This window comes from Pseudomonas sp. MC6, assembly GCF_054790575.1.
In genome coordinates, this window is sequence record NZ_CP186504.1 from 5004700 (window position 1) to 5018433 (window position 13734).

The window sequence follows — 13734 nt, forward strand, 5'->3', positions numbered from 1 at the left end:
TACCGGGTTACTGGCCCGGGATGTCCTTGCGCAGTTTCACCGGGTCTTGCTGCTGTTTTTTCTTGGCCATCGCGCCGCGCAGCTTGATGTTGATCGCTTCCACCGCCAGCGAGAACGCCATGGCGAAGTAGACGTAGCCCTTCGGCACATGCACGTCGAACGACTCGGCGATCAGCACGGTACCGACCACCAGCAGGAACGACAGCGCCAGCATCTTCAGCGACGGGTGCTTGTCGATGAACTCGCTGATCTTGCCCGAGGCCAGCATCATCACCAGCACGGCCACAACGATCGCCGCAACCATCACCGGCACGTGGGAAACCATGCCCACGGCAGTGATCACCGAATCCAGCGAGAAGACGATGTCGATGATCGCGATCTGGATGATGGTGTAGAGGAAGTTGCCGCCCTTGCCGCCGGGGGTGTCGTCGCTTTCGTCTTCGCCTTCCAGTGCGTGGTACATCTCTTGCGAGCTCTTCCACAGCAGGAACAGACCACCGAAGAACAGGATCAGGTCGCGGCCGGAAATGCCTTGGCCGAACACTTCGAACAGGTCGGCGGTGAGACGCATGACCCAGGTGATCGACAGCAGCAACAGGATGCGCGTGATCATGGCCAGGCCAAGACCGAAGATCCGGGTGCGCTGCTGCATGTGCTTGGGCATGCGGCTGACCAGGATCGAAATCATGATGATGTTATCGATGCCGAGGACGATTTCCAGGGCGGTCAGGGTGAAGAAGGCAACCCAGATTTCGGGGTTGGTCAGCCATTCCATGTGTATTCCTTTGAGCGATTGTTAAACCGAAAAAGGTCCGGGCTTCAAACCGCGAAGCCAGGACCCGAAACGGTGAGTCTTGGGCTTATAGAGTGCTGAACACCGGGAAAGTCCCCAACAGCAGTGCAGCAATCAGGATGCAGATACATACCAGGATCGCCCATTTCAGGGTGAAACGCTGGTGGTCACCGAAATCAATGCCGGCCAGGGCCACCAACAGATAGGTCGATGGCACCAACGGGCTCAGCAAGTGGACGGGCTGACCGACGATCGAGGCACGGGCCATTTCGACTGCGGTGATCCCGTAGTGGCTGGCGGCTTCGGCCAACACCGGCAACACGCCATAGTAGAACGCATCGTTGGACATGAAGAAGGTGAACGGCATGCTCACCAGCGCCGTGATCACGGCCAGATACGGGCCGAGGAAATCCGGAATCACTGCCAACAGGCTCTTCGACATCGCATCGACCATGCCGGTGCCGGACAGGATACCGGTGAAGATACCCGCCGCAAAGATCAGCCCGACCACTGCCAGCACGCTACCGGCGTGAGCCGCGACGCGATCCTTCTGCATCTGCAGGCAAGGGTAGTTGACGATCATGGCAATACTGAACGCCACCATGAACAACACCGGCAATGGCAGCAGGCCGGCGATCAGCGTGCACATCAGGCCGAAGGTCAGGGCGCCGTTGAACCAGATCAGTTTCGGACGGCGGGCATCCGGGAACTGCGACACGCTGATTTCGCTGTGATCGACATCATCGCCAACCAGATGCAGCTCACCGAGACGTGCACGCTCACGCTTACCGTAAAAGTAGGCGATGACCAGGATCGCCAGAACACCAGCCGCCATCGCCGGAATCATCGGCACGAAGATGTCCGACGGGTCGACATGCAGAGCACTGGCGGCACGGGCAGTCGGGCCGCCCCACGGGGTCATGTTCATCACGCCACCGGCGAGGATGATCAGACCGGCCATGATCCGCGGGCTCATGCCGATGCGGCTGTACAGCGGCAGCATGGCGGCCACGCAGATCATGTAAGTGGTCGCGCCGTCACCATCGAGGGAAACGACGAGCGCCAGTACGGCGGTGCCGACCGAAACCTTCAGCGGGTCGCCCTTGACCAGTTTGAGGATCTTGCGCACGGCCGGGTCAAACAGGCCAGAGTCGATCATCAGGGCGAAATAGAGAATGGCGAACATCAGCATCACGCCGGTCGGCGCCAGCTTGGTGATGCCTTCGAGCATCATCGGACCGATCTTCGGTGCAAAACCGCCGAACAGGGCGAAGACAATCGGGATGATGATCAGAGCGATCAGCGCGGACAGGCGCTTGGTCATGATCAGGAACATGAACGTGATGACCATGGCGAAGCCAAGGAAAGTCAGCATGGGAATACTCCAGGCGTAGCGCGGCTAGTTAAATGAGCAGATCGGACGGGATCAGCGCAGAACGGGAAGCACGAGACGTACGGGCGGAGTTGAAGCGAGGAGGCGGGTTACAGAGGACATCAGAATCACCATTGTTGTTGTTAATTGGGCCGTTCGTGCGAGGTATCACACGCATTGGCCAACCGGTCTGTTGCCGGAAGTGGAGGCGATGCTAATCGGGGAAGCTTTCAGCTACCTTTCGTTGAAGAAAGCTTTGGGTGAACGGTCAACCGGCCGTCGGATGCGAACCAGAGTCAATAAACACGGGAAGGGGAGCTTCGAAATGAGCGAATTGCACAGCGGCGGCTGCCATTGCGGACACATTCGTTATCAGTTCAGCGGGGCGTTGCAGGATATCGCCCATTGCCATTGTTCGATTTGTCGCCGAGTCAGCGGTGGCATCGTCACCACATGGATCACCGTGCCGGTGGCGAATTTCCAGTGGCTGGCCGCCGCGCCATCGCGATATGACTCGTCGGGTAGTTGCGCGCGGTTCTTCTGCCCGAACTGCGGTGCGCAACTGGCGCTGGTGACGCGGCTTAGCCCCGATAGCATCGACGTGACCATCGCTACCCTTGATCAGCCGCAACTGGCGCCGGCCGAGCGGCATATCTGGACTGACAGCCAATTGCCCTGGCTGCATCTGGACGAGCATCTGCCAGGCGAAGCCGAAGAAACGCTGTAGGTTTACAAGAGCCTGATCAAAAAATAGACAGATCCAGCGTTCGGATCGCGCCCATCCAGATCGCGTGCTCAGTATGATCGAGCAAGTCATCGCCAGTGTCCGGGTGCAAAAACACCACCAGGCCTTTGCGATTGAGCGCCAGCCACGGCAGCACATCGCCGATCAGCTCAGGGCCGAAGGCCAATTGGCAACTCCAGTCCGGATGCGGCCCGACCGGGCGTTCGTGGACGCGGCCCATTTTCAGCGCAAATAATTGCGCGGCCTGCTCGCACAAGGCCCGCGCCTGCTCGATGGTCCTGGCGTCGAAATAGACATGGGCGTGATAACCCTTGATCGCTTGCATCTGAAAGCCTCTGAATCGGTTCGAACCCTCGGCGTTGCTCGTATGTCACACGCCATACAAGGGATAAGAAAAGGGATCAGCCATGAAAAATGCCGAAACCCCGGCGGTAAAAGTGGTGCTCTATGGTGCCATGAGTAGCCTGGGCAGCGCGTTGATGGCTGAGTTGCTGCGCCGTCAGCACGAAGTCATTGCCATCCTCGACGATTTGACCGCACTGGCACCGCGTCCGGGTTTGCGCACCAAAACCGGCGATTTGTTCGACTCGGAGCGGATCAATCAGAGCGTGGCCGGTAGTTCGGCGGTCATCTGTTTACTGGATGCGCCGGGGTTGCCGTTCAGTAGCGATCAGGTTGAACGGGCCGTCGTGCTCGGGCCGGTCGAGCAGGTGCTGGCCGTCGATGCGCTGGTCGATGGGCTGCAAGCGGCCAATGTGTCGCGGCTGTTTCTGGTGGGCGATTTTGCCGTTCTTGATGAACCGGATGTCGATGATCGCCTGCAACGCCATGCCGCCGAGGAAATTCGCGAAGCCGTGCAAAGCAGTCCGCTGCACTGGACGCTGGTGAATGCGCCACATGGCGTCGCGGGCCTGACGATTGAGCATTTCAGTCAGGTCGGCGGCAATCTGGAACCGGGTCTGGCCGAACCGCTGGAGCGTTTGAATCGCGTGGCGGTGGGGATTGCTGATGAGCTGCGGTTGAATCTGCATGTGGGCCAGCATGTGAATTTCGTGGCGGCTTCAGATTCGTAAAAGATCGCAGCCTGCGGCAGCTCCTACATGAGATCGGTGTAGGAGCTGCCGCAGGCTGCGATCTTTTGATCCTCAAACCGCAATCGAAGGCAGCGCCAGCCCACTCAAGGACTCCGCGCTGCTCGCCTGTTCCGCCATCAGCCAATCGACAAACTGCTGAATCAACGCACCCCGGCGTTTGCGTTGCGGCAGCACCACGTAATAACCGAGGCGCGACAGGGTCGTTTCGGCGATGGGACGGCACAGCAAACCCTGACTCAGCAAGTTATCCACAAGGTGGCGCCAACCAATCGCCACGCCTTGGCCGCCAATCGCCGCTTGAATCAACAGCGTGTAATTGTCGAAGCGCAATTGCCCCGGCGCCGGCGGTGTATTGATACCGAGTTCACGGAACAGACCACTCCAGTCAAACCAGTTGCTGCTGTTTTGCCCGCGCAGGTGCAACAACGGAAACTCCAGTAACGCCTGAGCCGGCAGGGGCTGGGCGCGATCCTTGAGCAACTGCGGACTGCACACCGGGAACACTTCTTCGCTGAACAGCCAATGGCTTTCGCCCTGCTTGAAACGCCCATCGCCAAACAGGATCGCCACGTCGATGTCGGTGCGCAGCATGTTGTGGTTGCGTTCGCTGGTCACCAGGCTGACGTCGACCTGCGGATTGGCCTCGTGAAAACGGTGCAGCCGCGGCATTAACCAATAAGCGGCGAAGGCAAAATCGGTGGCAACTTGCAGGACCTCGTGTTGCTGTTGTGAGCTGATCGCGCTCAATCCTGCGTCGATGTTCTGCAAACCAAGGGTAACTTGCTCGAACAGGATCGCACCGACTTCGGTCAGCTCGATCCCTCGATAAATCCGATCAAACAGGCGTGTGCCGAGCTGTTCTTCCAGCCGTTTGATCTGCTGACTGATTGCTGGTTGCGTAGTGCCAAGCTCTACCGCCGCGGCGGTAAAGCTGCGCTGGCGAGCGGCCGCCTCAAAGGCGCGCAGCAGGTCGAGGGACAGATCACCCAAGGCGTCATACATAAGCTGTGCTTATCCTAGTCATTGTCGGGCGCGGGCTTTACCAGACAAAGCATGAACTCCATGCTCGATCGCAGCAATGTCGCATAAATATTCACTATGGAATGCCGCGATCACATGAAGCGCAAGAATATTCTTTTCATCATGGCCGATCAGATGGCCGCGCCAATGTTGCCGTTCTACGGCCCTTCGCCGATCAAACTGCCGAATCTTTCCCGCCTCGCCGCTCAAGGCGTGGTATTCGACGCCGCATACTGCAACAGCCCGTTGTGCGCGCCGTCTCGTTTCACCTTGGTCAGCGGCCAATTGCCGAGCAAGATTGGCGCCTATGACAACGCTGCCGATTTCCCCGCCGATGTGCCGACTTACGCCCATTACCTGCGCCGTCTCGGCTACCGCACCGCGCTGTCGGGCAAGATGCATTTCTGTGGCCCCGATCAGTTGCACGGCTACGAAGAACGCCTGACTAGCGACATCTACCCGGCCGACTATGGCTGGGCGGTGAACTGGGACGAGCCGGATGTGCGGCCGAGCTGGTATCACAACATGTCTTCGGTGCTGCAGGCCGGACCGTGCGTACGCACCAATCAGCTGGATTTCGATGAAGAGGTGGTGTTCAAGGCGCAGCAATACTTGTTCGATCACATTCGCGAAGATGGCGATCAGCCGTTCTGCCTGACCGTGTCGATGACTCACCCACACGACCCGTACACAATTCCCAAGGCTTTTTGGGATTTGTACGACGATGGCGAAATCCCGCTTCCGACAACGCCGGATCAACACGAACTCGATCCGCACTCGCAGCGTCTGCTCAAGGTCTACGACCTGTGGGATAAGCCATTGCCTGTGGATAAAATTCGTGATGCACGCCGGGCGTACTTCGGTGCGTGCAGCTATATCGACGCCAACGTCGGCAAACTTCTGCAAACGCTGGAAGAAACCGGGTTAATCGATGACACCATCATTGTCTTCTCAGGCGACCATGGCGACATGTTGGGCGAGAAAGGCCTCTGGTACAAAATGCACTGGTACGAAATGGCAGCCCGTGTGCCCCTGTTGATAAGTGCGCCGGGGCAGTTCGAATCGGGCCGCGTCAGCGCTGCCGTGTCGACCGCCGACCTGCTGCCGACATTCGTTGAACTGGCCGGCGGCACGCTGGAATCGGGCTTGCCGCTGGACGGCCGCTCACTGGTTTCACACCTGCAAGGGCAGGGCGGTCATGACGAAGTGTTTGGCGAATACATGGCCGAAGGCACCATCAGCCCGTTGATGATGATCCGTCGCGGTGCCTACAAATTTATCTACAGTGAAAGCGACCCTTGCTTACTCTTCGACGTAGACAACGATCCGCGTGAGATGGAAGAACTCAGCCAATCGCCGCAGCATCGCCAGCTGTTCGATGATTTTATCGCCGAAGCGCGGGCCAAATGGGACATTCCGGCGATTCACCGTGAGGTCCTCGCCAGCCAACGCCGTCGCCGATTTGTTGCCGAGGCGCTGACCATCGGCAAGCTGAAGAGCTGGGATCACCAGCCGCTGGTGGACGCCAGTCAGCAGTACATGCGCAACCACATCGACCTCGATGATCTGGAACGCAAAGCACGTTATCCACAACCCTGCCAAAACCAATAATGTTAAGGGGAAGTCCATGCGTAAGTTATCCACAGTAGTGACGGTTGGCCTGCTCGCGCTGAGCAGCGCATCGGCCTTCGCCGAGCAAAGCTGCGACACGGTGAAAATGGCCGACCCGGGCTGGAGCGATATTGCCGCGACCAATGCGATCACCGGGTTTCTGCTGGACGGCATGGGCTACAAGGCCAAGGTCGACACACTCGCGGTGCCGATTACCTTTGGCGGTTTGAAGGACGGCCAGGTGGACGTGTTCCTCGGCAACTGGATGCCGGCGCAGCAGGGCTTCTATGACAAGTTCGTCGCCACCGGCGATGTCACGCAACTGGCGAAGAATCTCGACGGCACCGAATTCACCCTCGCCGTGCCGGATTACGTGTGGGATGCGGGTGTGCATAACTTTGCCGACCTGAACAAATACGCGGACAAGTTCGAGCGCAAGATCTACGGCATCGGCTCCGGCGCGCCGGCGAATATCTCGTTGCAGGAAATCATCAAGAAAAACGACTTCGACATGGGCCAGTGGAAGCTGATCGAATCCAGCGAACAGGCGATGCTGGCTGAAGTGTCGCGGGCCGTGAAGAAACAGAAATTCGTCACCTTCCTCGGCTGGACCCCGCACCCGATGAACGTGCAGTTGAAGATGCATTACCTGAAGGGTGGCGAGAAGTATTTTGGCGATACCGGCAGCGTGTTTACGTTGACGCGCAAAGGCTATGCCGAGGCGTGTCCGAATGTGGGTAAATTGCTGAGCAATCTGTCGTTCACCCAGGAGATGGAGAACAGCATCATGGCTGAGGTGGTGAACAAGAAGGTCACTAATGCCGAGGCGGCGAAGGCGTGGATCAAGGCGAATCCGGCGGTGCTGGATAAGTGGCTGGACGGGGTGAAGACGGTTGACGGGAAGGATGCGTTGGCGGCGGTGAAGGCGAAGCTTTGATCGTGGGGTTGCTGGAATTGTTTACGGCTTGAGATTTATTCCCCCTCACCCCAGCCCTCTCCCCCAAAGGGGGCGAGGGGGAAAGGGAGCCGATCGTTGTTTGATTCGAGACCTGAGTTCGACGCTGATTCCTCAGGTCGATGTAGCCAGTCCAAACACCTCGGTCAGTCCCCTCTCCCTCTGGGAGAGGGCTAGGGTGAGGGGCCTTTCCCCAGGCACCCTGATAACCTTGAACAAAACCCCAACCGCGAGGACCCATGGCCTTCCCCAGCCGCCACTCTCTCTTGCCCTTCCTCACCTGGCTACCGCGGCAAACCCGCGCCAGCGTCGGACGGGATCTGATCGTCGGCCTCAGCGGTGCGATTCTCGCGTTACCCCAGTCGATTGCCTACGCGTTGATCGCAGGTCTGCCACCCGAGTACGGCCTCTATGCGGCGATCATCCCGGTGCTGATCGCCTGCCTGTGGGGTTCGTCGTGGCATCTGATCTGCGGCCCGACGGCGGCGATTTCCATTGTGCTGTTTGCCAGTGTCAGTCCTTTAGCGATTCCGGCGTCGCAGGACTACATCACGCTTATCCTGCTGCTGACCTTCCTCGCCGGGATTTTCCAGTGGCTGCTCGGTTTACTGCGTTTCGGCGCGCTGGTGAACTTCGTCTCGCACTCGGTGGTGCTGGGGTTCACCCTCGGTGCCGCAGTGGTGATCGCCATCGGGCAATTGCCGAACCTGTTGGGACTGGAGTTGCCGGCCAAGGCCACAGCGCTGGCGAGTTTGATGGATCTGCTGCAACACCTCAGGGCTGTGGATAAACCTTCGTTGGTACTCGGTGTGGCAACGGTAGTCGTCGGTGTGGTGTTGAAACAATTGCTGCCACGCTGGCCGACGCTGTTGATAACCCTCGCATTGGCCAGTCTGCTGGTGTGGCTGTGGCCGGCGATGTTCGGCCATGTGCATCTGGTCAGCGCGTTCGTCGGACGGCTGCCGCCATTCAGTGCGTTGCCGCTGGATCTGGATTTGATCTTGCGCCTGCTGCCGAGCGCCGTCGCAGTGGGCATGCTCGGGTTGGTCACCAGCCTGTCGATTGCCCGCTCGATTTCGGCACGCTCGCAGCAATTGCTCGATGCCAATCAGGAAGTCCGCGCGCAGGGCTTGTCGAATATCGTCGGGGCGTTCTTTTCCGGATCATTGTCGGCGGGCTCGTTTACCCGTTCGGGCCTCAGTTACGAGGCGGGCGCATGCTCGCCGCTGGCCGGGGTGTTTTCAGCGATTTGGGTGGCATTGTTTGCGATTTTTGGCGCGGGGCTGATTGCGCACATTCCGATTCCGGCGATGGCGGGCAGCATTCTTTTGATTGCCTGGGGGTTGGTCGATCATCGCGGGATTCGCGCCTTGCTGCGGGTCAGTCGCGCCGAGTTCGTGGTCATGGCCCTGACGTGTCTGGCAACGTTGCTGCTGGAATTACAGACAGCAATCTACGCGGGCGTGCTGGCATCACTGTTCTTCTACCTCAAGCGCACTTCGCAACCGCGTGTGCAGCATTGGCGCGACGGTGAGGACGATGTGTTGCGCGTCGGCGGGTCGATCTTTTTCGGCGCCAGCCATTACCTGCAGGTACGCCTGCAACGCATGCATGGCGCGCGGGTGGTGATCGAGGCGCAGCAGATCAACTTCATCGACTATTCGGGGGTGGAGATGCTGCATCAGGAGGCGCGGCGGTTGTTGAGCCAGGATCGCAGCCTGACCCTGCGCCGGGCGCGGCCGCAGGTGGTGGAGGAGTTGCGGAAGCTGGAAGGACCGGAGAAATGCCCGATCCGGTTTGAGGATTGATTGGCAATAGAGGTAATCCTTGTGGGGGCGAGCCTGCTCGCGAAGACTGCGGCACAGCCAACATTGATGTGTCAGACAGACCGCTTTCGCGAGCAGGCCCGCTCCCACATGGGTATCTATTGGGCCAACTGGCGGCGTAGTTCGGCCAGCACGGGCGCCGTATCCGGGCGCACACCGCGCCACAAAAAGAACGCCTCAGCCGCCTGTTCAGCGAGCATGCCCAAGCCATCCATCACCACCGCCGCACCCTGTTCGCTGGCCCAGCGGCAGAACGCCGTCGGTTCCTTGCCGTACATCATGTCGTAGCACAGGGTTTTACCCGGCTCGATCAGGCTCGGCGCAATCGGCGGTACATCGCCGGTCAGGCTCGCCGACGTGGCATTGATGATCACGTCCACCGGCTCGCGCAGCCAGTCGAAACCACTGGCCGACACCGGCCCCAGGTCGCAGAACAGCTCCGCCAGCAACTCAGCCTTGTCCACCGTACGATTGGCGATGACTACCGATGCGGGTTTCTCCGCCAGCAAAGGCTCCAGCACCCCGCGCACAGCGCCACCCGCCCCCAACAACAGGATGCGCTTGCCAGTCAGGCTGAATCCGGCGTTCACCGTCAGATCGCGCACCAGCCCGGCGCCGTCGGTGTTGTCACCGAGCAGCGAGCCGTCAGCCAGTTTGCTCAGGGTGTTCACCGCGCCGGCCCGTTGCGCACGAGCAGTCAGGCTGTTGGCCAAACGGTAAGCGTCCTCCTTGAACGGCACGGTGACGTTGGCGCCGCGACCTTCCTGGAAAAACGCCGTGGCGCAGCCAGCGAAATCTTCAAGCGGCGCCAGCAAGGCGCTGTAGTCGAGGCGCTGACCGGTCTGCTCGGCGAACAGTTTGTGAATCATCGGCGATTTGCTGTGACCGATCGGGTTACCGAAAACGACGTAACGATCCATCAGAAATCCTCAGGCCTCGGCCAGCCAGTCGCGATCTTGCAGGAAGTACTCGGTCAGGCGCGCTTCTTCGCTGCCAGGCGCAGCCTTCCAGTCGTAACCCCAGCGCACTTGCGGCGGCAGCGACATCAGGATCGACTCGGTACGCCCGCCCGATTGCAGGCCGAACAACGTGCCACGGTCGTATACCAGGTTGAACTCGACGTAGCGGCCACGGCGGAATTCCTGGAACTCACGTTGTTGAGCGGTGAACGCGGCGTTTTTGCGGCGCTGCACGATCGGCAGATAAGCGTCGATGAAAGCATCGCCGATGGCGCGCATGAAGGCGAAGCTGGTGTCGAAGTCCCACTCGTTCAGGTCATCGAAGAACAGACCGCCGATGCCGCGCGGTTCGTGGCGATGCTTGATGTGGAAATAGGTGTCGCACCAGGCCTTGTAACGCGAATATACGTCCGGCCCGAAAGGCGCACACGCCTGTTCGGCAACGCGGTGCCAGTGGATGCAGTCTTCTTCGTTGCCGTAATACGGGGTCAGGTCAAATCCGCCGCCGAACCACCAGACCGGTTCTTCACCTTCTTTCTCGGCGATGAAGAATCGCACGTTGGCGTGGGACGTCGGCACGTGCGGGTTGTGCGGGTGAATCACCAGCGACACGCCGAGGGCTTCAAAACCACGGCCGGCCAGTTCCGGGCGGTGGGCGCTGGCTGACGGTGGCAGACCGCTGCCGAAGACGTGGGAAAAGTTGACACCGCCCTTTTCGATCAGCGTGCCGTTCTCGATCACGCGGGTGCGACCGCCACCGCCGGCAGGCCGGGTCCAGGCGTCTTCGACGAAGCGCGTGCCGCCGTCTTCGGTTTCGAGAGCCGCACAGATGCGGTCTTGCAGATCGAGCAGATAGGCCTTTACGGCGTCGGTGCGGGTCGTCATGGCTTCACCTTGAATCGGGCGGCGCCCCGGCAGACGGGCGACGCAAATGGGCGCGTAGCATACCACCGCAGACTGGCGCGCCGCAGTTGACGAAGATCAAGCATGAGAGTTGGATAGGGGGCTTACGAAAGACCCAAGGAGAGCAGGCAGATGGCAAAGCGTATCCAGTTCCGCGCCCACGGCGGCCCCGAAGTGCTCGAATATGTTGATTACCAACCCGCCGCACCCGGCCCGAATCAGGTGCGCGTCGCCAACAAGGCCATCGGCCTGAACTTCATCGATACCTATTACCGCAGCGGTCTGTATGCGCCGCCCGCCTTGCCGTCCGGCCTGGGGGCGGAAGGCGCGGGCATCGTCGATGCCGTGGGCAGCGACGTCACCAGGTTCAAAGTCGGCGATCGCGTCGCCTATGGCAGCGGCCCATTGGGTGCTTACAGCGAATTGCATGTACTGCCCCAGGACAATCTGGTGCACCTGCCCGACGAAATCAGTTTCGAAACCGCTGCCGGGGTCATGCTCAAAGGCCTGACCGTGCAATACCTGTTGCGCCAGACCTATGAACTTAAGGGTGGCGAAACCATTCTGTTCCACGCCGCCGCCGGTGGCGTCGGTTCGCTGGCCTGCCAATGGGCCAAGGCCTTGGACGTGAAGCTGATCGGCACCGTCAGCTCCAAAGAAAAAGCCGAACTGGCCAAGGCCAATGGCGCTTGGGCGACCATTGATTACAGTCACGAAAACGTCGCCCAGCGTGTGCTGGAGTTGACCGACGGTAAAAAAGTCCCGGTGGTCTATGACGGCGTTGGCAAGGACACTTGGCTGACCTCGCTCGACAGCGTATCGCCGCGCGGTCTGGTCGTGAGCTTCGGCAATGCTTCCGGTGCGGTGGACGGGGTCAATCTGGGCATTCTGGCCGCCAAAGGCTCGCTATACGTGACCCGGCCGACGCTGGCAACTTATGCCAACAATGCCGAGAATCTGCAGCGGATGGCCGATGAATTGTTCGAAATGATCATCAGCGGCAAATTGAAAGTGGACGTCAGCCAGCGGTATTCATTGGCCGACGCAGCGAAGGCGCAAACCGAGCTGTCGGCGCGGCGCACTACCGGCTCCACCGTTCTGCAACCCTGAAACGCAGCCATCAAACGAAGCACCCGGGCGAGCCTCACGAGGCTGGCCCGGGACGTCACCTCTCGACAAAGAACGGCGTCTTGCCTGCCAGGGTGGTTGCGAAATCACCACGGGGCAGAAGCTGTACCTGCATGCCCAACACACCGGGCAATCTGAGCAATGCGCTCGCTTGCGCCTCGTTGTGCAAAGCCTGTTCGATGACACGTTCAGCAGCGGCGGGTAATCGGTCCTCCGCGATAAGCAGCCGCAGCTGCGCACCGTCGGCCTGTCGATCAATCTGCACCTGCACATCCGAAGCGTGCAGTTCGGGCAACGCTTCTGCGAGCACGCTCAGGACCTGTCGCTGAGTGATGATCGCTCCGCCCAGCTTGATCGAAGTTTCGATTCGACCCTGCAGTTCCAGTATTGGCAAAGCGCTGCCACAGGCACAGCCGGATTGCCTGGGCAAAACTCGCCCACGATCACCAATGCGGTACCGCAACAAAGGCACCTGATCGGGCAGCAAAGGGGTCAGCAGAAACTCGCCGGGTTCACCGTCCACCACCGCTTGCAGGCTTAAAGGATCGACCACTTCAAGCAGCATGGCATCTGCATGCAGATGGTAGAAACCATGCTCAAGGTGCGCGCACTGGAAACCGATCGGGCCGGTCTCCGTCGAGCTATAACCCAACGATCGTATGTTCAGGGCTGGCCAGTCTCGTGCCAGTTGCTCGCGTAGCGGCTGACGGCAAGGTTCACCGATGTAGTAGAGCCATCTCAAACTGCGCAGCTGCACTCCATCGACATCGGCATGATTGAACAGCGCCTCGGCGAACGAGGGCGTGCAGATCAAAGCGTCGGCCGCTTGTGAATGAATCAACCCGGCTATGCGCTGCATGCCCATCAGCGCGCCTGCAGGCAGCAGACGCGCGCTAATGTGCTGGACGATGGCCGCCGCGTATTGAAAGGCTCCCTGCATTTCACCAGGCGTCAGGCAATTGATGACGACTCGTGGCAGGTCATCGGTCGCAGCAAATACTCGCGCGCCCAAGGGCACGATGCTTTCGTTGAATGCCCAGGAATGGGTGATGTGCTTGCAATTGCCGGTGCTGCCACCTGAAGTCAGGGTCAGCCCACCGCCCGGTGCGCGATGTGACGCATCGCTGAGGTGAGTAAACAGCAACCCGCCCTGATCGTCCTCCACGGCGAGGATCGGTAGCCGATGCAGATCCTCTGCGGTCTGTACGTGTTGAATCTGCGGACACAAGGTGCAGAACCATGGCAGAGACCGCGCATCGTCCAATTTACGCGCGAAGGCCTCTGCAGCTGCAGCCTGAATGGTCTTTGCACAGCTCCGTTGCATCAGG

13 protein-coding genes are annotated in these 13734 nt (G+C 59.9%); 6 read left to right on the forward strand and 7 right to left on the reverse strand.

The window, feature by feature from the left end; translation table 11 throughout:
- Window positions 1–7: 7 nt before the first annotated feature.
- Both ACOYXE_RS22305 and ACOYXE_RS22310 read right to left on the reverse strand, forming a co-directional pair.
- On the reverse strand, window positions 8–775 hold the full coding sequence (locus tag ACOYXE_RS22305) for a TerC family protein (protein ID WP_034152222.1): 768 nt from the start codon (window positions 773–775) through the stop codon (window positions 8–10).
- 85 nt (window positions 776–860) lie between these two features.
- The gene (locus tag ACOYXE_RS22310; protein WP_095119664.1) at window positions 861–2168 is read right to left on the reverse strand and encodes a CitMHS family transporter; all 1308 of its coding nucleotides are present in this window, start codon (window positions 2166–2168) and stop codon (window positions 861–863) included.
- A 322-nt stretch (window positions 2169–2490) separates the two neighbouring features.
- Between ACOYXE_RS22310 and ACOYXE_RS22315 the strand changes: the two genes are divergently transcribed.
- Window positions 2491–2892: a GFA family protein gene (locus ACOYXE_RS22315; protein WP_460926661.1), complete on the forward strand. Its 402-nt coding sequence runs from the start codon at window positions 2491–2493 to the stop codon at window positions 2890–2892.
- A 16-nt stretch (window positions 2893–2908) separates the two neighbouring features.
- Here ACOYXE_RS22315 and ACOYXE_RS22320 read toward each other — a convergent pair whose 3' ends face one another.
- Complete coding sequence (locus ACOYXE_RS22320; RefSeq protein WP_160054473.1) at window positions 2909–3235, reverse strand: DOPA 4,5-dioxygenase family protein; 327 nt, start codon at window positions 3233–3235, stop codon at window positions 2909–2911.
- An 82-nt stretch (window positions 3236–3317) separates the two neighbouring features.
- Here ACOYXE_RS22320 and ACOYXE_RS22325 point away from each other — a divergent pair, with 82 nt between their 5' ends.
- Complete coding sequence (locus ACOYXE_RS22325; protein WP_077575182.1) at window positions 3318–3983, forward strand: NAD(P)-dependent oxidoreductase; 666 nt, start codon at window positions 3318–3320, stop codon at window positions 3981–3983.
- 72 nt (window positions 3984–4055) lie between these two features.
- Here the strand turns inward: ACOYXE_RS22325 and ACOYXE_RS22330 are convergent, their stop codons facing one another.
- Complete coding sequence (locus tag ACOYXE_RS22330) at window positions 4056–5006, reverse strand: choline sulfate utilization transcriptional regulator (RefSeq protein ID WP_160054471.1); 951 nt, start codon at window positions 5004–5006, stop codon at window positions 4056–4058.
- Between the two features lie 114 nt (window positions 5007–5120).
- Here ACOYXE_RS22330 and betC point away from each other — a divergent pair, with 114 nt between their 5' ends.
- The 3 genes from betC (at window position 5121) to ACOYXE_RS22345 (ending at window position 9398) form a co-directional block, all read left to right on the forward strand.
- Entirely contained in the window at window positions 5121–6635 is a 1515-nt protein-coding gene (betC, locus tag ACOYXE_RS22335; protein WP_160054469.1) for a choline-sulfatase, read from the forward strand.
- A 16-nt stretch (window positions 6636–6651) separates the two neighbouring features.
- Window positions 6652–7572, forward strand: a complete 921-nt coding sequence (choX, locus tag ACOYXE_RS22340; protein ID WP_460926663.1) for a choline ABC transporter substrate-binding protein — start codon at window positions 6652–6654, stop codon at window positions 7570–7572.
- A gap of 257 nt (window positions 7573–7829) precedes the next feature.
- Complete coding sequence (locus tag ACOYXE_RS22345; RefSeq protein WP_460926665.1) at window positions 7830–9398, forward strand: SulP family inorganic anion transporter; 1569 nt, start codon at window positions 7830–7832, stop codon at window positions 9396–9398.
- A 116-nt stretch (window positions 9399–9514) separates the two neighbouring features.
- Here ACOYXE_RS22345 and aroE read toward each other — a convergent pair whose 3' ends face one another.
- Both aroE and hemF read right to left on the reverse strand, forming a co-directional pair.
- Window positions 9515–10336 (reverse strand): shikimate dehydrogenase, encoded by an 822-nt coding sequence (aroE, locus tag ACOYXE_RS22350; protein WP_160054463.1) that lies wholly within the window; start codon window positions 10334–10336, stop codon window positions 9515–9517.
- 9 nt (window positions 10337–10345) lie between these two features.
- Entirely contained in the window at window positions 10346–11260 is a 915-nt protein-coding gene (hemF, locus tag ACOYXE_RS22355; protein ID WP_160054461.1) for an oxygen-dependent coproporphyrinogen oxidase, read from the reverse strand.
- Window positions 11261–11410: 150 nt separating this feature from the next.
- Between hemF and ACOYXE_RS22360 the strand changes: the two genes are divergently transcribed.
- The gene (locus ACOYXE_RS22360) at window positions 11411–12388 is read left to right on the forward strand and encodes an NADPH:quinone reductase (protein ID WP_405122592.1); all 978 of its coding nucleotides are present in this window, start codon (window positions 11411–11413) and stop codon (window positions 12386–12388) included.
- Between the two features lie 55 nt (window positions 12389–12443).
- On the opposite strand, the gene ACOYXE_RS22365 is transcribed toward ACOYXE_RS22360, so the two are convergent.
- Window positions 12444–13730 (reverse strand): phenylacetate--CoA ligase family protein, encoded by a 1287-nt coding sequence (locus ACOYXE_RS22365; RefSeq protein ID WP_460926666.1) that lies wholly within the window; start codon window positions 13728–13730, stop codon window positions 12444–12446.
- Between the last annotated feature and the right edge of the window lie 4 nt (window positions 13731–13734).

Coding starts and splice junctions, on each gene's coding strand:
- ACOYXE_RS22325 (WP_077575182.1), top strand. CDS start 3,318: ATGAAAAATGCCGAAACCCCGGCGGTAAAAGTGGTGCTCTATGGTGCC.
- ACOYXE_RS22315 (WP_460926661.1), top strand. CDS start 2,491: ATGAGCGAATTGCACAGCGGCGGCTGCCATTGCGGACACATTCGTTAT.
- betC (WP_160054469.1), top strand. CDS start 5,121: ATGAAGCGCAAGAATATTCTTTTCATCATGGCCGATCAGATGGCCGCG.
- hemF (WP_160054461.1), bottom strand. CDS start 11,260: ATGACGACCCGCACCGACGCCGTAAAGGCCTATCTGCTCGATCTGCAA.
- ACOYXE_RS22345 (WP_460926665.1), top strand. CDS start 7,830: ATGGCCTTCCCCAGCCGCCACTCTCTCTTGCCCTTCCTCACCTGGCTA.
- ACOYXE_RS22330 (WP_160054471.1), bottom strand. CDS start 5,006: ATGTATGACGCCTTGGGTGATCTGTCCCTCGACCTGCTGCGCGCCTTT.
- aroE (WP_160054463.1), bottom strand. CDS start 10,336: ATGGATCGTTACGTCGTTTTCGGTAACCCGATCGGTCACAGCAAATCG.
- ACOYXE_RS22365 (WP_460926666.1), bottom strand. CDS start 13,730: ATGCAACGGAGCTGTGCAAAGACCATTCAGGCTGCAGCTGCAGAGGCC.
- ACOYXE_RS22320 (WP_160054473.1), bottom strand. CDS start 3,235: ATGCAAGCGATCAAGGGTTATCACGCCCATGTCTATTTCGACGCCAGG.
- ACOYXE_RS22305 (WP_034152222.1), bottom strand. CDS start 775: ATGGAATGGCTGACCAACCCCGAAATCTGGGTTGCCTTCTTCACCCTG.
- ACOYXE_RS22310 (WP_095119664.1), bottom strand. CDS start 2,168: ATGCTGACTTTCCTTGGCTTCGCCATGGTCATCACGTTCATGTTCCTG.
- choX (WP_460926663.1), top strand. CDS start 6,652: ATGCGTAAGTTATCCACAGTAGTGACGGTTGGCCTGCTCGCGCTGAGC.
- ACOYXE_RS22360 (WP_405122592.1), top strand. CDS start 11,411: ATGGCAAAGCGTATCCAGTTCCGCGCCCACGGCGGCCCCGAAGTGCTC.